Source organism: Cohnella ginsengisoli (assembly GCF_029525555.1).
Taxonomy (GTDB): Bacteria; Bacillota; Bacilli; order Paenibacillales; family Paenibacillaceae; genus Cohnella; species Cohnella ginsengisoli.
Map to the genome: position 1 here is coordinate 515,131 of NZ_JAPDHZ010000004.1, position 20,782 is coordinate 535,912.

The 20,782-nt window shown below is 59.9% G+C and carries 17 protein-coding genes, 5 pseudogenes and 1 riboswitch; of the genes and pseudogenes, 13 read left to right on the forward strand and 9 right to left on the reverse strand.

Translation table 11 applies throughout. The features are described 5' to 3' along the window. The first annotated feature begins 12 nt into the window (after positions 1–12). From OMP38_RS23395 to OMP38_RS23410, 4 genes are all read left to right on the forward strand, one after another. Positions 13–825, forward strand: coding sequence for a phytanoyl-CoA dioxygenase family protein (locus OMP38_RS23395; RefSeq protein WP_420869723.1), 813 nt, complete (start codon positions 13–15; stop codon positions 823–825). A 103-nt stretch (positions 826–928) separates the two neighbouring features. Continuing rightward, on the forward strand, positions 929–3,748 hold the full coding sequence (locus OMP38_RS23400) for a golvesin C-terminal-like domain-containing protein (RefSeq protein WP_277567235.1): 2,820 nt from the start codon (positions 929–931) through the stop codon (positions 3,746–3,748). Positions 3,749–3,948: 200 nt separating this feature from the next. Then, the gene (locus tag OMP38_RS23405) at positions 3,949–4,152 is read left to right on the forward strand and encodes a hypothetical protein (protein WP_277567236.1); all 204 of its coding nucleotides are present in this window, start codon (positions 3,949–3,951) and stop codon (positions 4,150–4,152) included. Next, entirely contained in the window at positions 4,086–4,520 is a 435-nt protein-coding gene (locus tag OMP38_RS23410) for a hypothetical protein (protein ID WP_277567237.1), read from the forward strand. Before OMP38_RS23405 ends, OMP38_RS23410 begins: the two co-directional genes overlap by 67 nt. Positions 4,521–4,530: 10 nt before the next feature. Here the strand turns inward: OMP38_RS23410 and OMP38_RS23415 are convergent, their stop codons facing one another. The 3 genes from OMP38_RS23415 to OMP38_RS23425 form a co-directional block, all read right to left on the reverse strand. After that, positions 4,531–4,833 carry a hypothetical protein gene (locus tag OMP38_RS23415; protein ID WP_277567238.1) on the reverse strand — a complete coding sequence of 101 codons (303 nt, stop codon included), beginning with the start codon at positions 4,831–4,833 and terminating at the stop codon, positions 4,531–4,533. Between the two features lie 179 nt (positions 4,834–5,012). Beyond that, on the reverse strand, positions 5,013–5,960 hold the full coding sequence (locus OMP38_RS23420; protein WP_277567239.1) for an IS1595 family transposase: 948 nt from the start codon (positions 5,958–5,960) through the stop codon (positions 5,013–5,015). Positions 5,961–6,207: 247 nt separating this feature from the next. Beyond that, complete coding sequence (locus OMP38_RS23425; protein ID WP_277567240.1) at positions 6,208–7,092, reverse strand: AraC family transcriptional regulator; 885 nt, start codon at positions 7,090–7,092, stop codon at positions 6,208–6,210. Between the two features lie 135 nt (positions 7,093–7,227). On the opposite strand from OMP38_RS23425, the pseudogene OMP38_RS23430 reads away from it, so the two are divergent. After that, a pseudogene (locus OMP38_RS23430) lies at positions 7,228–10,610 on the forward strand (DUF5107 domain-containing protein). Between the two features lie 65 nt (positions 10,611–10,675). Here OMP38_RS23430 and OMP38_RS23435 read toward each other — a convergent pair. Then, positions 10,676–11,143 (reverse strand): helix-turn-helix domain-containing protein, encoded by a 468-nt coding sequence (locus OMP38_RS23435; RefSeq protein ID WP_277567241.1) that lies wholly within the window; start codon positions 11,141–11,143, stop codon positions 10,676–10,678. A 133-nt stretch (positions 11,144–11,276) separates the two neighbouring features. Further along, positions 11,277–11,384, reverse strand: a pseudogene (locus OMP38_RS23440) (helix-turn-helix domain-containing protein); the annotation flags it as partial. Positions 11,385–11,675: 291 nt separating this feature from the next. Here OMP38_RS23440 and OMP38_RS23445 point away from each other — a divergent pair. The 7 genes and pseudogenes from OMP38_RS23445 (at position 11,676) to OMP38_RS23475 (ending at position 16,761) form a co-directional block, all read left to right on the forward strand. Then, positions 11,676–12,486: pseudogene (locus tag OMP38_RS23445) on the forward strand (phytanoyl-CoA dioxygenase family protein). A 305-nt stretch (positions 12,487–12,791) separates the two neighbouring features. Further along, positions 12,792–12,908: riboswitch (TPP riboswitch) on the forward strand. A gap of 105 nt (positions 12,909–13,013) precedes the next feature. Then, positions 13,014–14,084, forward strand: a complete 1,071-nt coding sequence (locus OMP38_RS23450; protein WP_277567242.1) for an ABC transporter substrate-binding protein — start codon at positions 13,014–13,016, stop codon at positions 14,082–14,084. Between the two features lie 45 nt (positions 14,085–14,129). After that, a complete protein-coding gene (locus tag OMP38_RS23455) occupies positions 14,130–14,471 on the forward strand; it encodes a thiamine-binding protein (RefSeq protein ID WP_338130622.1) in 342 nt (113 codons plus the stop codon). Between the two features lie 89 nt (positions 14,472–14,560). Next, a pseudogene (locus tag OMP38_RS23460) lies at positions 14,561–15,145 on the forward strand (ABC transporter permease); the annotation flags it as partial. Between the two features lie 166 nt (positions 15,146–15,311). Continuing rightward, positions 15,312–15,635 (forward strand): annotated as a pseudogene (locus OMP38_RS23465) (ATP-binding cassette domain-containing protein); the annotation flags it as partial. Between the two features lie 21 nt (positions 15,636–15,656). Beyond that, complete coding sequence (locus OMP38_RS23470) at positions 15,657–15,980, forward strand: hypothetical protein (protein ID WP_277567672.1); 324 nt, start codon at positions 15,657–15,659, stop codon at positions 15,978–15,980. Further along, positions 15,970–16,761 carry a TatD family hydrolase gene (locus OMP38_RS23475; protein ID WP_277567243.1) on the forward strand — a complete coding sequence of 264 codons (792 nt, stop codon included), beginning with the start codon at positions 15,970–15,972 and terminating at the stop codon, positions 16,759–16,761. The genes OMP38_RS23470 and OMP38_RS23475 overlap by 11 nt, the downstream gene beginning before the upstream one ends. 126 nt (positions 16,762–16,887) lie before the next feature. On the opposite strand, the gene OMP38_RS23480 is transcribed toward OMP38_RS23475, so the two are convergent. The 4 genes from OMP38_RS23480 to OMP38_RS23495 form a co-directional block, all read right to left on the reverse strand. Further along, positions 16,888–17,079 carry a hypothetical protein gene (locus tag OMP38_RS23480; protein WP_090117470.1) on the reverse strand — a complete coding sequence of 64 codons (192 nt, stop codon included), beginning with the start codon at positions 17,077–17,079 and terminating at the stop codon, positions 16,888–16,890. 49 nt (positions 17,080–17,128) lie between these two features. Next, positions 17,129–17,644: a CcdC protein domain-containing protein gene (locus OMP38_RS23485; RefSeq protein WP_277567244.1), complete on the reverse strand. Its 516-nt coding sequence runs from the start codon at positions 17,642–17,644 to the stop codon at positions 17,129–17,131. A 716-nt stretch (positions 17,645–18,360) separates the two neighbouring features. After that, on the reverse strand, positions 18,361–18,966 hold the full coding sequence (locus tag OMP38_RS23490; RefSeq protein WP_277567245.1) for a pentapeptide repeat-containing protein: 606 nt from the start codon (positions 18,964–18,966) through the stop codon (positions 18,361–18,363). A 199-nt stretch (positions 18,967–19,165) separates the two neighbouring features. Then, positions 19,166–19,783: a hypothetical protein gene (locus tag OMP38_RS23495; protein WP_277567246.1), complete on the reverse strand. Its 618-nt coding sequence runs from the start codon at positions 19,781–19,783 to the stop codon at positions 19,166–19,168. Between the two features lie 434 nt (positions 19,784–20,217). Here OMP38_RS23495 and rsmD point away from each other — a divergent pair, with 434 nt between their 5' ends. Further along, the gene (rsmD, locus tag OMP38_RS23500; protein ID WP_338130623.1) at positions 20,218–20,715 is read left to right on the forward strand and encodes a 16S rRNA (guanine(966)-N(2))-methyltransferase RsmD; all 498 of its coding nucleotides are present in this window, start codon (positions 20,218–20,220) and stop codon (positions 20,713–20,715) included. Positions 20,716–20,782 lie beyond the last annotated feature (67 nt).

A 20,782-nucleotide genomic window follows, 5' to 3' on the forward strand; every position in this document is an offset into this window, starting at 1 on the left:
GGTGCAAGCGAAGTGAGCAATGACGACCGCAAGCAGCTGGATATACCGGCGCTGAAAAAGCAGTTCGAGGAGCAAGGCTATCTGCTGCTGCCCGGCGTATTAAGCGAAGATCGGGTGCGGCGGCTGAACGAGGCGGTCGACGCCGTGCTGGCGGAGGAAGGTGAGAGTCTGTCCTACAATATTTATAACAGCGTGGAGCGCCATCCGGAATTTCTGTCGTTGATCGACGAGCCGACGATCCTGCCGCTGGTCGTGAACCTGCTCGGCTACAACATCCAGCTTCATATCTCGCATCTGACGGTGAGAAAACCGAATCCCGAGCTGAAGCAGACGGCGACGAACAGTTTTATCGATTGGCATCAGGACGGCCCGCATCCGCAGTTCCCGAAGACGAACGGACTGACCGCGACGTATTATATTAAGGCCTGCTATGTGCTGAGCGATATGTCGGAGCCGAACCGCGGCAATACGAAGCTGATCCCGGGCAGTCACAGAAAGCCTTTTAATCCGAACCAAAAGGACGTCAACATCGCACTCGAGGACGAGGTACAGCTGTGCGGCAAGCCGGGAGACGTGTTTCTTTTCGCGCAAAACGTCTGGCACGCAGGCGCGCCGAACACGTCTTCGTTTACCCGACGCCAGCTGTTCATGGGCTACAGCCCGATCTGGATGCGGCCGATCGATTACCATCAAGCTTCCGAGAAGCTGCTGGAAGGCGCGGGCCCGGTCCGGCGGCAGCTGCTCGGCAGCATCAGCGACGACAAGTTCAAGTATTATGTCCCGCAGGAATCCATGGTGCCGCTCAAGGCGTTGTACCAGGCCTGATTCGCACGCAGTTTAATTCGCGGAAAGCACTGCAGACGAATCCCGTCTACGGTGCTTTCTTTTTTTATCGCATAGGCAAGACACTATGGGAGGCGAACGCATCATGGAAACCCGGCATCCGTTTCGTTTTTGGCCGCTCCTCCTGGCTTTCGTATTGGCAGCCGCATTTCTGGTTCCGACCGCCCGCATTCATGGCGAACAACCCGGCGCCGTGCTTCGGACCGGCAACTACTATTTCAGCCTTGCGCCGAATGCGGGAAGCTCGCCGGACTACAACGCGACGGGGATCGTTCCAGCATCCACGGGCAAGCTGTTCGACGGATCGACGACGACCTATGCGGGATGGATGGGCAACGGGAGTTTGCCCGGTACGGTTCAAGTCGTGTTCGATCTGCTCAAGGATTATCCGCTGGACCGGATCAACGTCGTCATGAATTCTCCGAACAGCTACTGGGGATTTAAGGAGATCACCGTCAAATACCGAGCGGAGGCGAATGCGGACTACTATTATTTGGCGGGCAAACACGTCCGAACCGGAACCACGCTTAACTACGCCGTTAACTTTCCGCTTCACGACGCCGTCGCCCGGTTTATCGTCATCGACATGAAGCGCTCTCATGCCTATCAGCACATTCCGCTGAACGAGGTGCAGATCTACCGGGGCGTCGGAGAGGAAGGCGCCAATCCCGGACCGGCATTGACCGCCGCGGAGCTGCAGGCGGAAATGAAAAAGGACGGCATGATGGCGGACCGCTACGGGCAGTGGATTTACGAGGATTGGCCGGGCAAGGTGACGACGGACGCGCAGCTGCAGCAGGAATATGCGACGGAAGCCGCCGCGCTCGATGACGTCGAGCTGGATGCTGACGTCTACGATCCGTACGGCGGGATCAAAGCGATGGAGAGACAGACCGCGAGCGGCTACTTCAGGCTTCAGCAGATCGACGGCATTTGGTGGTTCATTACGCCTGACGGGTACCCTTTTATCTTGAAGGGCGTCGATACGACCAGCATCTGGGAATGGGGATACGGGACGCCGCTTAAGAAGGCGGACGGGACGCCCCGAAGGGTTTTCGAGGAGCTACCCGACCCTGCGATCTATGCGGACGCCTACTCCAATGACGCCAACGGCGAGCGGGTCAGCTTCTTGACGGCGAATATCATGAAAAAGTACGGCAGCGATTATGAAGCGAAGTGGGAGGATATCACGAAAAAACGGCTGATCGATTGGGGGTTCAACGCGTTCAGCAAGTGGTCGAAACCGAATACGGTGACGTTTCCTTATATCATGGTGCTACAGGACCCGCCGACGCTAAACAGAATCGATTGGACGTACGACGTGTTCGATCCGCAGGTCGAATCGACCATCGAGGCTTCCCTTCAGCCGCAGCTTCAGGCGGCGGCGAGCGATCCGTGGCTCATCGGCTACACGTACGACAACGAAGCGGGATGGAGCGCCGACATCGTCGCGAAGGTGCTGGCCTTCGGCGCCGAATCGCCCGCGAAGGGAAGGTTCGTCGATATGTTCGCGCAGCGGCATAACGAGGATCTGGCGGAGGTCAATCAGATCCTGGGAACGAATGCGACCTCTTTCGAAGCTTTGAAAGCGGTTCCGATCACGTTGTCCAAAGTGCCGGCCGCGGACGTATCGGCTTATATCCAGCTTGCGTCCAGAACGTTTTATTCGACGGTCACCACGATCATCGACCGATACGATACGAACCACTTATTTTTAGGCTCGTCGATCGTGCCGACTTGGCGCACCAGCCTCGACTGGGATGCGGCGTCGATGGCGTTCGTGGACGCGTTCTCGGTCGACAATTATACGAACGATCCGAATTGGATGGCGCGCTATCAGGAATTCGGCAAGCCGCTGCTTAACCTGGAGTACACGTTCAGCACGACGCAGCACGGACTGTCCGCGGTTAACGGAGCGACGCACGTTCCCACCGTCGCGGACCGGGGGCTCGGCTACAAAGCCTTTACGGAAAGTCAGCTGCGCAACCCGCTGTTCGTCGGCTCCGGGTGGTTTTCCTACTACGATCAAGCCGTGACCGGACGGAAGGACGGCGAAAATTTCAACATCGGCCTGCTCAATCAGCAGGATCAGCCTTATGCCGATATGATCTCGATCATGAAATCCACCAATGCCGGCCTGGAGGCCGTTCACGAGGATGCCTCGAACCCTTCGATGCCGAAGGAACCTTTGGACATTATCGTCGACAATAGGGACACTGGATTTGCCGCCGGTACGGGCTGGGTGACCAGCGCCTATTCGGCATCCCGCTTTGGCGAAGACTACGTTCACAGTAACAAATTGGCCAACAAACAGGCGACGTGGACGCCGTACGTGACGATTCCGGGCGAGTACAACGTCTATATGCTGTGGAATGCAAGCGCGGACCGCGCCGCCTCCGCCCGATTGGAGATCGGATACGACGGCGGGATCGATACGACGAAAACCGTAAACCAGAAGACGGACGGCAATCAATGGGTATGGATCGGCACCTATCCGTTCGAGACCGGGACGGCACAGTATGTAAAAATAACGTCGACCTCCACTACCGAGTATACGATCGCCGACGCCGTAAAATTCTCGTTAGCTTCCGAGGATCCGTTCGGCGCGACGCATAATCCCGTCTCCTCGAGCGGCTCCGAAGATCCCGTTGTCGTGCTGGACGAAACGGACGGCAGCTCCGTTCCGAGCGGCAGCTATCTGCTCAACGGCCGATCGAACGAAGGCGTGAAGCTGGAGGTCAAGCTGAATGGCGCGACGCAGACGACCCCATACAGCACGCGCTACGTGAACGTGTTTCAAGTTCCGCTTAATCTGGCGGAAGGGTCTAACGCGATTGAAATCGTGGCTGCCAGCCGAAGCGGAAGGACGACGGCGCTTGCGATGACATTGACGGCGTCCGATTAAAATTCGCCCGCGTGTCTGCCACGGACAGCCGGTCAGACGCGTGAGCTGACCGGCTCGTACGTGGTTATTGATCCGCGGCGGACGGACTGCTGTACGTCCTATTCAACAACAAGCTGACGGTCTTCGATCCGGAGACGCTGGATTTCCGCAAGATCGCCGACGCATCCCGATTCGAGCTGGGCGCCGACGGCAATCTTTATATGACGGACGCGGCGACCAATACGATCTTGTATCGCGTTCGGGTGGACCGCGAGATCCAGGCGCCGCCGGCGGGCATCCCGCTCGCGGTCGCGAACGCGGGCTTCGAAGAGCCCGGCACCGCCGGAGCAGTACCGGGATGGAACCCGATGTTCGCGGCCGGCAGCCGCTATACTCCGTCACGTATGCGGTCTATGGCGCGATGAACGGGGAGCCGGTCACGACGGCCGGCGATACGGCGGCATTCCGCGTAACGGCCGAAGGAACGACTACGATTACCTATTATGCGGAGGATCGGGCCTATAACCAAGAAAGGCCGCGCACGCTGGACATCCATACCGATAAGACCGCGCCGGCATTAACGAGGATCGGCGCCGTAAAATTCAGGATCGATAAGCGCGACGATCGCTGCGCAGCTGCCAATTCGCTCTCCGGCATCGCGTCGGACAGTTGCGAACAGCCGCTCTTAGACTTGCCGGCCTATGAGCTGGAGCCGGGCGCGAACGCCGTGACGGCGAAGGCGTCCGACGCGGCCGGCAACGAGGCGATGAAGCCGCTAAGAGCGGGGTTTTGAAAGCCTACGATCAATCGGTCGCCGCGCTCGCCGGCAAGAAGCTGATGGCCGAGCAAGCAGGTATTTTGCGGAAGTGAGCAAAACAGCTATAAGCTTGGAGAAAGAAGCAGCCGGCCGAGTAACCAGCTGCTTTTTCATTCATTTCCATAGATTTATCCCCGGCGATTCGCCAGCAGTCAGTGCCAGAACGATCGTTGGCGACCCTACGGCCCTCTGCAACGTTTGAACGATATCCCCTTGCGTCAGGAAAGAGCCGGCCAATCACCAGGCCCAGGGGAGTCACGAGGGTCAGCGATGTATTGACCGGATGCAAGCTGAATTTCGCGTAAAAACCGTTCCGGCGATGCTTGTGCCTCAGGGGCGGTTCCATCGTAAGGCTTAGTCTACGGTTCCGCAAGCTAGGCAGAGTTCGATTACGCTTCCGCAAGCTATATAGCATTCCGTTCAGCAAGGAACGCTATGAAGCCGACTGCTTTTTAAGGAGCAAGGCCTTTAAATGGCACGCCGATCCCGTCGTTGCGCCGAGCGCCTGTAACCCCACTTTATCGGACGAATGCCCGATCTTGGGCCTACCAGACCGCGGTAAGTTATTCTGCTTCTCGTCCCGCAGCATTCGATGAGCTCGGCCAACAACGTGCCGCGGCACGTCAAACGAAAACAGAACTCGTTCAGATAGGCTTGCAGGTGCTTAGGGCCGATCCCGCCGAACGTCCAGGACAGCCATCTCACTGCTTCCCGCCAGGCCAAATGGAGTGGCGTCCGTCCAAGGTGGCCGCACTCGTGCTTCTTCGCATGTCCTGCGGCAAGCCCGCCGGCGACATGACTTTCCACGAAACGCTCCGCAGCTGCCTCGCTGTCCGAAACGCCTCTCCGAGTCGTATCGTTCCCTTCTGGACCGTCGACGGCTTTCATTTTCAGATGAACGAACTGGTCCGCCTCATCGAGCGAAGCGCCCACTACGACCGGCTGGGGCTTAAGCGTCTCTTGAGCGTTGGGGCTGCCGAGGTGACGATGGTATTCATAGCCGTAATATTCGCCAAGCAGTTGCACGGCCCCATCGAGCGGTCGGTCGCGATCCCACTGGCCGATGGCATGGCGAAGCTTATGGTTGATCAGCCACGCGGTCTTGTAAGTTACCTGTATCAGCTCGGCCATTCGCTTGGCGCTGATCCCGAGCTGCATCAGGTACATGGCAAGGAACCACTTCGTCAGCGGCGTACGGGAGCCCTCTAACACCGTGCCCGCCGTGAGTGAAGTCTGATGGCGGCAGGAGCGGCATTCGAAAAGCCGTCGTCTGCGGGACGACACTTCATAATGATAAGGATGCGCGCAGCGGGGACATCGAAAGCCATTCGGCCACTTGGCGGCGAAAAGAGCGCCCTCGCAATCGTCTTCGCGATAGACCGGCAGAGAATCCCGAATCGACATGCGGCTGGGCATAGAACTTCCTCCAATAAGAACATTTGTTCTTATTATAACAAAAAGTAGATGGGAGTAAAGAGGGAAGTTAGATTCATAGAAGAGCGAGGATTCGTCGACGGAGTTAAGGAAGCAAGACTGGCTAAAATAGGGTGTGCGATGAACGAGAGCCTCCGCAAAACTTCGGTCCTTACCGAAGGGGATATCGTTAAAACGGCAAAAAGATAGGCGTCTTCTGCCGCAAGAAGCACGTCCCAGTCCGCCCCGCTCAGCCCTTCGGCACACTGCGATAATCGGTCGGAGACGCGCCCATCAACTTCTTGAACATGCGCGAAAAGTAATACGGATCGCCAAAGCCGACGGCGGCTGCGATCTCTTTGACGGACATTCCGGTCAAGCTCAAAAGCTGGCCGGCTTTTTGCATTTTCAGACGCAAGTAGTAATCGATCGGCGGAAAACCGGTCTCCTGTTTGAAAAGGTGGATGAGGTGCTGCTTGGACAAGCCGGCATGCGCGGCGAGCTCGGGCAGCGTGACGCTGGCATGCAGCCGGCCGTTCATGTAGCGAACCGCCCGCTCCAGATCCTCCTCGCGCTTGCGATGGCGGGGCGAGCCTGCCGCGCTCAGGCCGATCGCGCCGAGCAGTTGTCCGAGCGTCTGGGAGACGTGAACCTGCGCCGGCAGCGAGTAAGGCTTGTCCGCCAACAGGCCATAGCACCGCTCGAAGCTCTCCGCAAAGCGGGCCTCAAGGCCGGCCGGCATCGGGGTAGGCTGCCCCGCGAGCCCGTAGAGTCCGAGATGGGCGGCGACCTGCTCTCCCCGAAGGTGAAACCAGTATATGCTCCATGGCGACTCCGCGGAGGCGCCGTACCGATGAGGCGTGCCGGCGGGAATGACCGCCAGCTGACGCGACGACAGCGTATCGGTCCTGCCGTCCAGCTCGATCCAGCCCGCCCCGTCCGCGCAATAAATGACGATATGGGAGTCGCAGCCATCATGCCGTTCGCGGTAATGATGACGCGCGCGCGGGAAATACCCGATGTCGCTGACGTAAAAGTTTTTGGTCAGCTCGAAGCCCGCCAGCTCGGTCGCAAGGTAGTCCGGCAGCACGAGCAGCTTTTCTTCGGGGGAAGCCCTCCGGCTTCTGAACGGCATCCATCGCAGAACCCCCAGTCTCAGTAAACACTAAAATGAAGAATCCGAATATTCTCCATCATAAACCGAATTCCGTCAATTGGCGAGGGGAGCGGCCTATCGTAAAGTGAAGCTAATGAGAAGAGGAGGGGAACCATTTTGACACAACAAGCAGCGACCGCCGGGCAGCGTGACGTCCGGATCTGGGAAGCGGACGTCTCCATCCCGACCTATGGCATCGGCACGCCCGACCGCAATCCGATGTTCCTGGAGAAGCGGGTTTACCAGGGAAGCTCCGGACGCGTCTATCCGCACCCGGTCGTCGACAAGATCGAGGACGACAAGAAGCCGCAGACCTACAGGCTTGCCATCCTGGAAAACGAGTACGTGCGCATCGAAATCATGCCCGAGCTCGGCGGCCGCGTCTACCGCGCGCTCGACAAGACGAACGACTACGACTTCGTTTATTACAATCGCGTCATCAAGCCGGCTCTCGTCGGCCTGGCCGGTCCGTGGATCTCGGGCGGCATCGAGTTCAACTGGCCTCAGCACCACCGTCCGAATACGTACGGGCCGGTCGAATACAAGCTCGAATCGCGCGAGGACGGCGCCGCCACCGTATGGGTGAGCGAGATCGACCGCATGTACGGCACGAAGGTGACGGCCGGCTTCACGCTGCATCCGGGCAAGGCGTACCTGGAGATCTCGGCGCAGCTGTACAATCGCACGCCTGAGCCGCAGACGTTTCTGTGGTGGGCGAACCCCGCGGTGGCCGTCAACGATCACACTCAATCGGTTTTTCCTCCCGACGTGACCGCCGTATTCGACCATGGCAAGCGCGATGTTTCCCGGTTTCCGATCGCGACAGGCACCTATTACAAGATGGACTACTCGGCCGGCGTCGACATCTCGCGGTACCGCAACATTCCGGTACCGACGTCCTATATGGCGTACAAGTCCGACTACAACTTCGTCGGCGGCTATGACCACGGCGTCCAAGCCGGTCTGCTGCATGTCGCCAATCATCACGTATCGCCGGGGAAGAAGCAATGGACCTGGGGCAACGGCGAGTTCGGGCAGGCGTGGGACCGCAACCTGACGGACGAGGACGGACCGTACATCGAACTCATGACCGGCGTCTATACGGACAACCAGCCTGACTTTACTTGGCTCGCGCCGTACGAAGAGAAGTCGTTCACGCAGTACTTCATGCCTTACAAAGACATCGGCGTCGTCAAAAACGCCTCGATCGATGCCGCCGTCAACCTCGAGGTGGACGAGACGGCGCGCGAGGCGACCGTGTCGGCCTATGCGACTTCCGTATTCGAGGGCGCGGTCGTCGAGCTGCGCGGCAGGAAGCGCGTTTACTTTAAGGAAACGGCGTCTCTTTCGCCGGTGTCGACGTTCAAATCCGTCGTGACGCTGGACGAAGACGATCGGCCGCACGACTTGACCGTTTCGGTCGCGAGCGCCGAGGGACGCTTACTGGTCGCGTACCGCCCCGCCGCGCCGTCCATCGAGGACGTGCCGGAAGCGGCGAAGCCGCTGCCGGAGCCGCAAGAGCTGCGCACGAACGAGCAGCTCTACTTGGCCGGCCTGCATCTCGAGCAGTACCGTCACGCGACGTTCGAGCCAGAAGCATATTACCTCGAAGGCTTGAAGCGGGATCCGTCCGATAGCCGGATCAACGTCGCTTACGGGACGTTGCTGCTGCGCCGCGGCCTATTCGCGGAGGCGGAGCGGCACTTCCTGACGGCGGTCAAGTCGCTCACATGGCGCAATCCGAACCCGTACGACGGCGAGGCGCTCTATCAGCTCGGCTTCGCGCTGAAGCTGCAGTGCAAGGACAGGGAAGCGTTCGCCGCGCTGTATAAATCGACATGGTCGGCTGCTTGGCAGGACGCCGGCTACTTCACCCTCGCGCAGATTTCGGCCGCCAAGGGCGTCTATGCCGAAGCGCTGGAGCTGGCCGAACGGTCCATCGCGCGCAACGCCCGCAACTACAAAGCGCGTCATCTGAAGTCCGCGATGCTGCGCAGACTGGGATGCCCGGAAGAAGCCGCAGCCTATGCGGCCGAGACGCTGGCGATCGATATCGCCGATTTCGGCGCGGCCAACGAGCGGATCCTTGCCTTGCGCGCGGCCGGCGATCAAGCCGGATCTGAAGCTTCGCGCGAAGAGCTGCTGCGGTTGATGCGGGGGAGACCCGCACAACTACTTGAGCTTGGCGGCCGATTATGCCTCCGCCGGATTGCATGCGGAAGCGATCGGCGTCCTGAGCCGCATCGCGCCCGACGCTTCTGCCGAAGCGTATCCGATGGTTCATTATGCGCTCGGCTACTTGCACGAGGCGTCCGGCGATGCCAAGCTTGCCGAAGCGTACCGGAAGGCCGGACGCGCGGCAAGCCCCGCGTACTGCTTCCCGAACAGCCTGTTCGACCTGCTGGTGCTCGAGAGCGCGATTCGCGCCGACGCGGCGGACGACAAGGCGAGCTACTACTTGGGGAACTGGTTGTACGATAAAAAGCGTCATCAAGACGCGATCGCGGCGTGGGAATCGTCACGTGCGTCGAACGACGCCTTCCCGACCGTCCACCGCAATCTGGCGCTTGCCTATTTCAACAAGATGGGCGACGCCGACCGCGCGCTCGCCTCGCTGGAGCGTGCTTATGCGCTGGACGAGGACGATGCCCGCGTGCTCTTCGAGCTCGATCAACTGTACAAAAAAGCTGGGCTACGCGCCCGAGCTGCGCTTCGCGAAGCTCGAGCCGCTCAAGGACAAGGTCGACCGTCGCGACGACTTGTACCTCGAATACGTCACGTTGCTTAACGCGATGGACCGCCATGCCGAAGCGCTCCGCGCGCTTGAAGCTCGGCGTTTCCATCCATGGGAGGGCGGCGAAGGCAAAGCGACGGGACAGCATGTGCTGGCGCATGTCGAGTCCGCGAAGCTCGATCTCGCGGCGCGGCGATACGAGGAAGCAGTAGCTCATCTGCAGGCGGCGCTCGTTTATCCTGACAATCTAGGCGAAGGCAAGCTTGAAGGTGCCCAGGAGAACAACGTGAATTATTATCTGGGACTCGCTTATGAAGGTCTCGGGCGGCTCGAGCAGGCAGACTTAAGCTACCGCAGCGCGTCGCAAGGACTTGAGGAGCCGGCGAGCGCGATGTATTACAACGACCAGCCGCCGGATATGATTTTCTACCAAGGACTCGCCTGGCGCAAGCTCGGCGTCGAGAAAGAAGCGAAGCGCCGCTTCAACAAGCTGATCGATTATGCCGAGCGGCATTTGAACGACGAAGCGAAGTTCGATTACTTCGCCGTATCGCTGCCGGACTTCCTGGTGTTCGAGGACGACCTGAACTATCGCAACCGGGTTCATTGCCGGTATATGAGGGGTCTTGGACTGCTGGGATTGGGACGCGAAGAAGAAGCGAGGGCGGAGCTCGAAGCGGTGACGGCGCTGGACGCCAATCATCAAGGCGCGCGGGTTCATCTGGCGCTGATCGCGACATTGACCGAGCGCGGAGCGCAATGAACGCACGGAGATGCCAAGAAGAGCGGAGCGGTCCGCTCTTCTTGGCGTTTTCTGCTTATGCGCGCTCATTCGCCGTCAGGCCGATCCTGTTTTCTGAACGCGCTCGGATTGGTCCCCGTCCATTTGCGGAATTGGTTCATAAAGTGGTTGTAGTTGTGAAAGCCGACGTCGTAGGCGACCTCCGAGGCGCTGCGGTCCGTATGCTCCAGGAGCAGCGCGGCCTGCCGGATCCGCATCCGGTTGAGCGCGTCGATGACGGACAAACCCGTTTGCGCTTTGAACAAATGCGACAAACGGGAGGAGGACAGTCCGATCGCCTTCGACAGCGTCTCGATTTGAACGGGGCTTCGCATATGCTCGGACAAAAAATGCATGGCATCCACGACCCTCGGGTCGAGCTTGCGGCTCTGCCGCTTGGCCAGCAGCATTAATATTTCGCGCAGCGAGTTCAGGCACAGGTCGTGCCAAAACTCGTCCCTCTCTCGCGAATCGGAGAGAACCCTTCGGAAAGCCTCGTCTATTCTCGTTTGCACGGAACCGGGTTCCAACGCTTGCAAGGATAACGGTTCGGACGGCAGCAGCTTGTCTCCGATCGATCGGGCGGCAAAATGCGCCCATACGAAGTTCCAGGCATCCCCCCTTTACCGTGCCGTACGTATGGGGCGTGCCGGGACCTAGCAGGACGATGTCCCCGCGCGCGCAAATTATCTTTTCGCCGGGAATCGCGAAATAGCCGCTGCCGTCGAGCGTGTAGGCAATCAGCCAATCCTCCATCCCCTGGGGCCGGCTGGTTGCATAGCTGTCGTCGACCTGAAAATGCCCGGCGACGATGTTGCCTGAAGCAAATCCGCTATATTGAGACGGCTTGTCGTATTTTTCCACTGAATCGCTCTCCCTGCCGCAGTCTTTTATAACAGCATAGCGCCTGTCGCGGCCCTTATCCAGCGGACAGCAGAATCGTGTGAGCGAAAAGCAGGATTGCTACTCCCCGTCTGCGCGCGAAAAAAAATATACTGGACCTGCAAGACCGGATCGCCGCAATAACGACTTGGAGGAGGAGAAGGCATGGCATATGCGCTTAAATGCTTGACCGAGGAGCAAAAAAATAAGTTCGAGAACGAGGGCTTTCTGATCGTGAAAGGGCTATACGACCCGCAACAGCTGCAGGAAATCAAAGATACTTTCGAAGAAATCGGGCGTACGGGCGTCCCCGGATATTACGAACCGGACATGACCGCGGGCGCCGACGAACCGCTGAAGCGGTATCCGCGGGTGATGCATCCGCACCGGTTTAACGACACGGCGAAGCGATATATGCTGCACCGGCCGGTATTAGCGGTATTGGAGGATCTATACGGCGAGCCGCCGCTAGCCGCGCAAAGCATGTTTTACTACAAGCCTCCCGGGGCCAAAGGCCAGGCGCTGCATCAGGACAATTTTTATTTGAAGGTGGAGCCTGGCAATTGCATCGCCGCATGGACCGCGGTCGACGAGGCGAACGAGGAAAACGGCGGCATGCTGGTCGTGCCGAAGACGCAGGATTACGAGATCGTATGTCCCGAGCACGCCGACGCGAAGGAGTCGTTCACGACCCACTTCGTGAAGCCCCCCGAAGGATCAAAAGGCGGTGCCCGTCGTCATGGAGCCGGGGGACGTACTGTTTTTCAACGGGAACCTGATCCACGGATCGTATCGCAACAAGACGAAGGACCGTTTCCGCCGTGCGTTCATCTGCCACTATGCCAACGCGTCCGCTACGCGCATCGGTCAATATTACCGGCCATTGTATCATGGTGACGGAACGGAGGTGGAACTGGCGCTGAACGCCGACGGGGGGCCGTGCGGCGTCGAATTCGAGACGCTCTATCCGCATTGAGATTCGATCACGCTAGGCTTCGAAAGCTGCAATCCGGCAGGCACCTATCCTGTTAGGCTGGCAAGACTTCTTGAGACGGAACCGCGGATGCCGGTCCGAGTTTGTAGCAGCCATGATTCGAATTTTTCGGGACGCCGGCATGACGCGCGCCAAACAAGCCCCCGGATGCGCTCCGGATGCTTGTTGTCGGTCGTTTGCGTCTCTTCCCCTAGCGAGCCGACGCAAGCAAATGCTGGACAGAATCCGAACTTCTGCTATAATGAGGAGCGTTATCAATCAACGCCGACGCGTACGTCGACAATCGAACAAACCCCGGGGGGAGCTGGGATAGGCCGGCTGAGAGTGCATCCCGTCAATCGACGATGCAGACCCTTTAACCTGATCTGGTTAGTACCAGCGTAGGGAGGCGGGAAGCGCGAATCGGATTCGCGCGTGTTGTCCATGCTTATTCAGGACGCCCTCCGTATACGGGGGGGCGTTTTTTGAATGTCTGCGTGCCGGACGGCATGGAGAGGGAGTAGAGACAGATGGGTATGGTGGGCAAAAGCTGGCGCGGCAAGGGCGCGGCGGCGATCGCGGCGCTGCTGATCCTGGCGGGTTGCGGAGGGAACGGCGGCAACGACAGCGGCGGAGGACCGGTACCGGCATCACAGAGCGCAGGCGCGTCGGCCTCCGCCTCGGATGGGCAGGCCGCCGATCTCGGTAAGGTGAAGGTCGTGCTCGACTGGACGCCGAATACGAATCACACAGGCTTGTACGTCGCGGCCGACCAGGGCTATTGGAAAAAGCGCGGCCTCGACGTCGAGATCGTGCTGCCGCCGGAGAGCGGCGCGGACCAGATGGTCGCGACGGGCGCGGCGGACTTCGGCGTAGGCGCGCAGGAGGGTCTCACCCTGGCGAGAGAAAACGACATGCCGATCGTCTCGCTGGCCGCCATCATCCAGCACAATACGTCGGGCTTCGCGTCCCCCGCGGACAAAAACATCAAGGCGCCCAAAGACTTCGAAGGTCATAGCTACGGCGGCTGGGGCTCGCCGGCGGAGCAAGCCGTCATCGGCTCGATGATGCAGAAGCAGGGCGCAGACGTGAACAAGGTGAAGTTCGTCAACGCGGGCACCGCGGACTTTTTCACCGCCGTGCAGAAGGATATCGACTTCGAATGGATCTTCTACGCCTGGACCGGCATCGAGGCCGAGCAGCGCGGCATCAAGCTCAACATGGTCTATCTCTCGGACTTCGACAAGCGTCTCGATTACTACACGCCGGTGCTGACGTCGAGCGAAAAAATGATCAAGGACAAGCCGGACGTCGTCCGCGCGTTCGTCGAAGGGGCGTCGGAAGGCTATCAATACGCGATCGACCATCCTTCGGAAGCCGCGGACATCTTGATCAAGGCCAATCCCGACCTGAACGCGGACCTCGTCAAGGCGAGCCAAGCCTGGCTAAGCCCGAAATACAAAGACGATGCGCCGCGTTGGGGCGAACAGAAGCGCGAAGTGTGGTCCGGCTACGCCGAATTCCTCAAGGAGCACAAGCTGCTGACGAAGGAATTGGACTACGACGCGATGTTCACGAACGACTTTTTGCCTCAACCTTAAATCTAATGAACTAAAGATAGAACCTAACCGAGGAGGACAACGGACATGTCGCAAGCGCTGCTCAGCATTCAGATTTTGCCGAAGGCCGCAAAGCCGGAGGACGACACGCATCTGTACGTCGACCGGGCGATCGAGATCATCAAGGCATCCGGCGTAGCGTACCGGGTCGGGCCGCTCGAGACGACGATGGAGGGCGATCTCGACCAACTGCTCGATATCGTGAAGGAAATGAACCGGGCGATGTTCGAAAAGGGGAAGCCCATCCGTCCTGTCGCAAATCAAGCTGCTCGTTCACGGAACGGACGGCGCCTCGATGGCGCATCTGCTGCGAAAATATCCCGATGGACAGTAAAATCAGCCGATGGCTGCTGCCGGTCGGCACGTTGATCGCCGTGCTGGCGCTCTGGCAGTTGAGCGTAGCCATATGGCATATCAAGCCCTTCTCGCTTCCGTCGCCGCTCGCGATCGGCGAGCGGATGTGGGAGCAGCGGGACCGGCTGCTTGCGCAGAGCGGCTCGACGCTGCGGCTCGCCCTGAAAGGCATCGGTCTCGGCATCGGTCTAGGCGTGCTGTCGGCCATCGTATTTCATCTCATTCCGTTCGTTCGCGCGGCGCTGTCTCCGATCATCATCATTACGCAGAACATTCCGCTGATCGCGCTCAGCCCGCTGCTCATCATCTGGTTCGGCTTCGGACTGACGCCGAAGCTCGTGCTGCTGGCGCTCGTCTGCTACTTTCCGATCGCTTGGTCGATGCTCGCCGGCCTCGGGCAGGCCGATTCGAATTTGCGCGAGTATCTCGCGATGATCGGCGCGAGCCGGCTGACGGTGCTGCGGCGCTTGGAGCTGCCAGCATCGCTGCCGTACTTTTTCTCGGGTTTGAAAATTACGGCGACCTACAGCATCACGGCGGCGATCGTGGCAGAGTGGCTTGGCGCGAGCGAGGGCATCGGTTATTATCTGGTGCTCAAGTCCAAGGGCTACGATACGACGAGCGTGTTCGCCGCGATCGTATGCATCGTGGGCATGGCGCTGGCGTTCTACGGCATCGCCGCGCTGCTCGAGCGCCTCGTCGTCCGCTGGCGGTCGGCGGGCCGGGAAGGGGGGCGCGCGATGAGGGCACAGCCAAAACTCGAACTGATCGATATTCATCATCGCTATTCGCGCGGCAAAAAAAGCCCATCCCGTGCTTGGCGGCATTTCGCTGACGGTCGGCGAAGGCGAGTTCGTGACGCTGCTCGGCCCTTCCGGCAGCGGCAAGTCGACGCTGTTCCGCCTGATCGGCGGCGTCGAGCGTCCGGAGGCGGGGCGCATCCTGATCGACGGGGCGGAGACGACCGGACAGCGCGGGCACATCAGCTATATGCCGCAGCAAGCCTCGCTCTTTCCTTGGATGTCGGTCGGCGCCAATATCGCCTCCGCGCTGGTGACGGCGGGGATCGAGCGGCGACAGGCGACGGCGCTCGCGTCGCAGTGGCTGGACCGGATCGGCCTCGGCGACGTGGCGGGCGAATACCCGCGCGTGCTGTCCGGCGGGATGCAGCAGCGCGTAACGTTTTTGCGGGCGCTGCTCATGCCGCGGGGCGTCATGTGCCTCGACGAGCCGTTCGCCGCGCTTGACGCGCTTACCCGAGCGGACATGCAGGCGTGGCTGCTGCGCCTGTGGGAAGAGGAGCGGCGTTCGGTGCTGTTCGTCACGCACAGCATCGAAGAGGCGCTGACGCTGTCGGACCGCATCTACGTGCTGTCCAAGGCGCCGGCCACCGTGCTGCGGGAGATTCGCGTCCCGTTCGAACGGCCGCGGCGGGCGGATGTCTGGAAGGAGCCGGCGTTCGTGGCGCTCAAGGAAGAAGTGCTGGCGCTGCTCGAGCGGGGAGGTGCCGGCGATGGCGTATGACGCGCATCTGCACGCCGACCAATATCCGCCAGAGCGCCGGGAGACGCTGCTCGCCGAAGCGTTCGCGGCGGGCATACGAGGCATCGTCGCCGTCTCGATGAACCCCGAATCTTGCGCCGAGACGCGGCGGCTTGCGGCTTTATGGCCTGGACGAACGATGCCAGCCTATGGCCATCACCCCGAGCAGCCGCCGCTCGCGACGGACGAGCTCGAGCGGCTATGCAGCTGGATTCGCCGGCTTGCGGAGAACGGCGAAGCGTTCGCGATCGGCGAGGTCGGACTGCCGTATTATACGCGAACCGAGGCCGAGGCGCGCGGCGAAGCGTTCGACGAAACGCCGTACTTGGCGCAGCTCGACGTCTTCGCGGGCCTCGCCGCCGAGCTGGACCGGCCGATCGCTCTCCACGCGGTATACGAAGACGCGGACAAAGCGCTCGCCGTGCTGGATCGCCGCGGCGTGCGCCGGGCGCACTTCCACTGGTACAAGGGAGCGCCGGAGACGACGGCGCACATCGCTGCGCGCGGATACTTCATCTCGCTCACGCCGGACGTGCTGTACGAGCCGGACATCCGGGCACTGGCCGCGTCGTTTCCGCTCGGACAGCTGATGGCGGAAACGGACGGCCCCTGGCCGTTCGAAGGCCCGTTTGCGGGAATGGAGACGACGCCGGAAATGACGCTTGCGGTCGCGCGAGAGATCGCGGCGCTGCGCGGGCTGAAGCTTGAGGCGGTCGAGCGGGAGCTGGATCGCAATACGGCGGCTTTTTACGGTTTTGAATGACGCATCGATGCATGACAGAACAAGCCTTGCAGCCCTTCGCTAGAAGGGCCGCAAGGCTTGTTTGTTCAAACTCGGCTCCCGATTGCGTCCCGATTGCGTCACGGCTGCGCCGATCGAATCATCCGCTCAGCCGTGATAGCTGCCGGAGGGCGCGTTCAGCACCCATTCGAGCAGCAGCAGCTGGTCCTCCAGCCGCTCGGCCTGCGCCTGCAGCTCGGGGCGGGCTTCCTCGCCCGCCTCAGCGTACAGCGCCTCGAGCGCCTGCTTCCGCGAGGCGAGCTCGTGATATTTCCGTTTGACTTGGTCTGCGGTTCTCAAGTTCGACTTCCTCTCTGTGGCAGTCGGCGCTTGCGTTTGCGGATGCCGGTTAGGCGGCCCGCTTGGGAGCGGCGCGCAGCACGTAAATATAATAGCCAGCGTAGTAAGCGATCAGAATGAAGAAGATGGCGGCCGTCCAGGGGTCGCGGCCGTATTGCTGCAGCGAGTCCGCGCCTCCGGCGGCATTCGCGGCCGTCTGCGCGCCTTGCATCGCGAACAGGAACCGGTATGCGATCCTGCCGACGAACAGCGCGATGACGAGCGATTCGATGACGACATGCGTCCGATAGTAGAGGCCGTCGCTGCGTCGTTCCACGATGCTGTGCCTGATGGCGAACCAGGCGAGCAGGCCGCCCAGGGCGAGTCCGGCGGCGTCCGCTGCGAATACGATGGGATGGACGAATCCGGCTGCGATCAGAATGACGCCGATGGCGGAGAAGATGCCGATTCGAATCTGAAGTCTTCTCGGCCGCAGCAACTGGAAGCCGACCGTCCGCCGGATGCGGCGGTACATAATAAACGCGACCAAGAGGATGGGGACCGCGTATTGCGCGGCTTGGTTCATGAAGAATCGTCCTTTCGGGATCGTTTGATTCGCTTAGTTTATCATACGGACCGGGGGATTCGTCTATCCTCCCGCAGACTGAAATGGCGTTTTTTTCCTGCCGGTCGGCCGGCTCCCGCACAATCGAGAGGTTGAACGACAAAAAGCCGCCGGAAGACGGCGGCTTCGGTCTGTCAGGAAGAGGCGTGATGACGAGTCAGCGGCGTGAACGCGGCGTGGATTGCGGATCTTGCTTGAGCGTTTCCGACACCTCGGTCACCAAGAACGCCAGGTAATTTCTAAGCGAGAGACGTTGCTGCTTCATGCGTCATCACACCTCCTTCCGTCACGGGACTGTTATATTTTTCTTACACATCCGGCGAATGGTTGAAACGTAAGCGGACACGAAACGACGCAAAATCGAACCGGTCGGCTTCTTTTTGCAGCGGCGGGCGACAAAAAAAGCCGGCCCCTCGGAAGGAGCCGGCCATGCGCGCAAAGCGCTTCAGGTCGAGAACCGGATCGTCAAATAGATGACCACGACGAACAAAAATACCGCCAGGCAGTAGCCCAGCACGAGCCCAACCGCTTTCGGACCGTTCATTGTCGATTCACCGCCCAGTACTTAATGCTTCTATTATACAGGACGATGCCGGGAGAAATGAAATGACGCGTTTGTGAACGATCGGCGCGCATGGCGCGCGCATCGCCCATAAGCGACGGCGAGCGATCGGCGATCAGCCGACTTTGGCGCCATGCGACAGAGAAAACAGCACCGCTTGTTCGTGGTCCATCCGCAGGCCGGCGACGGCGAACTGCTTGAAGTCGACGCCGTCCATTTTGGCGCCTCTCGCGTCCGCTCCTTGAAGGTCTGCTTTGGCGAGGGAAGCCATCGACAGGTCGCAGTCCCTGAGATCCGCCTTGGCCAGCTGCGCGCCGGACAAATCGGCTTCGTAAAATTTAATGCCGCGCAAATCCTGCTTGGCCAGCTTGGCTTGTCTCAGATTCGTATAAGACCAGTCGCCCTGAAGGATGGAGATGCCGTCCAATGTAGCGCCGGAAAACGTCGAGCCCATCATTTTGCAGCGATCGAACTTGGAGACGAACAGATCCGCGCCGTCGAAGTTGCAATTTTCGAACGCGGATTCTGTATGTACGGAGCCGTTCAGCGCCGCGCCGCGAAAATCGCAGCCGACGAAGCGGCATTTGACGGACGCGATCTCCTCCAATGAGCCGTGAGCGAACGAGCATCGGACAAACGTGCACCCGGTCAGCTCGCCGTATCTTAGATCCTGGCTGCCGAAATTGACGCTTTCATAGTTTTGTTGATGGTGTTGGAACAAACGAAAGACTCCTTTCGGGGACCGTTTTACCTTTTTTTACTATAGCATAAGGCTGTCAAGAGCCCGTTCGCTCCGGCATAAAAGTCAAGCGTTTTATTTTTAGCCGAGCGCAAAAAAAAGACCTCGCTGCGGAGGTCTTCGGCCTTACGTATCATGGATTCGGCAGAACGCGAGATTGAGCGATTCGTTAGGAGATGCGTTAGCCAAGGCTCTCCGCTTCGCTCGAATCTGTCGTGTCGTCGAACAGCGGACCGCTCGTAATCCACAGCTGTTGCAGCTGGTCGTCCGTGATCGTGCCCTTCAGAAACTTGTCGTAGTCGGACGTTTTGATCTCGATCATATTTTCCTCGTCGTCGTCGGTGTAGACGACCCGCATGTAGACGGCGCCGACCGGCACGAGCTTTTTGAAAATCTGGTCGATATCCGTCCAATCGTCGTCGAAGCCGTATAAAGACGGATAATAGACGACCGCCGTCACGTCGCCTTCGATGTCCGTAAGCGAAATTCCGTCTCCGCCGAGATTGATGACGTCTTCCGTCAACTGCACCAGATTGGCGCCGGCAGGCTTCAGGTCGACCGTCTGCTTTTTCGCGTCATAACTGTAGGTGACGCCGGCGCTTTTCAGCGCGGACAACGGCAGCATCGTCGAGCCTTGGAAGTTGATGGCGGGCGTATCTTGCGTCGCAATTGCCTGGCCGCCAAGCGTCAATCTGACTTTCGCGTATCCTTTGTACGTTCCCCACAAGCTTGCGGCGCTGACGACGCCGCCTACGGCCAGCAGGCCGATCAAGGTAAGCAGGATAATCTTCTTTTTCATGGGCTCAACACTCCGTCGCTATTAGTATCTTTTATCCATTAAGTACCTTTAAATAATACCACAGCGGAGCGATTCGAATCTGTAACCTGCGTTACAAATTTGGGCGAACGGCGCATATAAAAAAAACGACCCCCGTCTCGCGACGAGGGCCTCATGGGAGAGGAGAAACCGGACGAAGAACTTATGGGGAAACGTAAGCCTTCTCCGCGGTTATCCCCGGCATCTCTCGACGCCGGTAGTAGCAGTATCGCCGTTAGGCGGAAAAATATACGCGATGGACTATAATTTTAGGCTCGGCGGCCGACCGTCGGGGACGGGCTTCCCGCCGGCGGCACGATATGGTAACATAAGCCTCATCTAAGCCGCGGCGGACCCGCGGCTGTCTTGCTGTAAAATTCAGGCATTCCATGTGCGCGGGGGGTCGAACATCACAGATGAGAGTCATATCCGGAGAGGCCAGAGGACGGCCGCTCAAGGCGGTGCCGGGCCAGACGACCCGTCCGACGACGGACAAGGTCAAAGAAGCCCTCTTCAGCATGATCGGGCCGTACTTTGACGGGGAGCGCGTGCTCGACCTGTTCGCCGGCACCGGCGGGCTCGGGATCGAGGCGCTCAGCCGAGGCGCTGGACGGGCCGTCTTCGTCGATGCGAACATGCGCAGCATCGAGGTCGTTCGCGCCAACCTGGCTGCGACGCGTCTCGCGGACAAAGCCGAGGTGTACCGGCAGGACGCCGGCAAGGCGATCAGACTGCTGGAGCAGCGCGTCGGCGAGCCCTTCGACCTGGTATTCCTCGATCCGCCCTATGTCATGAAAACGTGCGACGAGCTGCTGCTTGATCTGACGGCGCGCGGGCTCGCGGGCGAGGATACGGTGGCGGTCATCGAGCATGAATCGGGCTTCGCTTACGGGGGAGCGCATCGGAATCTTTGAACGGCGAAGGTTGGCCCTGTACGGCGAGACCGCGATTTCCATCTATAAATACGGAGGCGAAGCCTAG

Bases quoted from the DNA above. Each gene is read 5' to 3' on its own strand.
- OMP38_RS23425 (WP_277567240.1), bottom strand. From the start codon at position 7,092: ATGCCGTTCAGAAGCCGGAGGGCTTCCCCCGAAGAAAAGCTGCTCGTG.
- OMP38_RS23485 (WP_277567244.1), bottom strand. From the start codon at position 17,644: ATGAACCAAGCCGCGCAATACGCGGTCCCCATCCTCTTGGTCGCGTTT.
- OMP38_RS23455 (WP_338130622.1), top strand. From the start codon at position 14,130: ATGTCGCAAGCGCTGCTCAGCATTCAGATTTTGCCGAAGGCCGCAAAG.
- OMP38_RS23405 (WP_277567236.1), top strand. From the start codon at position 3,949: ATGACGGACGCGGCGACCAATACGATCTTGTATCGCGTTCGGGTGGAC.
- OMP38_RS23475 (WP_277567243.1), top strand. From the start codon at position 15,970: ATGGCGTATGACGCGCATCTGCACGCCGACCAATATCCGCCAGAGCGC.
- OMP38_RS23470 (WP_277567672.1), top strand. From the start codon at position 15,657: ATGCCGCGGGGCGTCATGTGCCTCGACGAGCCGTTCGCCGCGCTTGAC.
- rsmD (WP_338130623.1), top strand. From the start codon at position 20,218: ATGAGAGTCATATCCGGAGAGGCCAGAGGACGGCCGCTCAAGGCGGTG.
- OMP38_RS23410 (WP_277567237.1), top strand. From the start codon at position 4,086: ATGGAACCCGATGTTCGCGGCCGGCAGCCGCTATACTCCGTCACGTAT.
- OMP38_RS23400 (WP_277567235.1), top strand. From the start codon at position 929: ATGGAAACCCGGCATCCGTTTCGTTTTTGGCCGCTCCTCCTGGCTTTC.
- OMP38_RS23450 (WP_277567242.1), top strand. From the start codon at position 13,014: ATGGGTATGGTGGGCAAAAGCTGGCGCGGCAAGGGCGCGGCGGCGATC.
- OMP38_RS23420 (WP_277567239.1), bottom strand. From the start codon at position 5,960: ATGCCCAGCCGCATGTCGATTCGGGATTCTCTGCCGGTCTATCGCGAA.
- OMP38_RS23495 (WP_277567246.1), bottom strand. From the start codon at position 19,783: ATGAAAAAGAAGATTATCCTGCTTACCTTGATCGGCCTGCTGGCCGTA.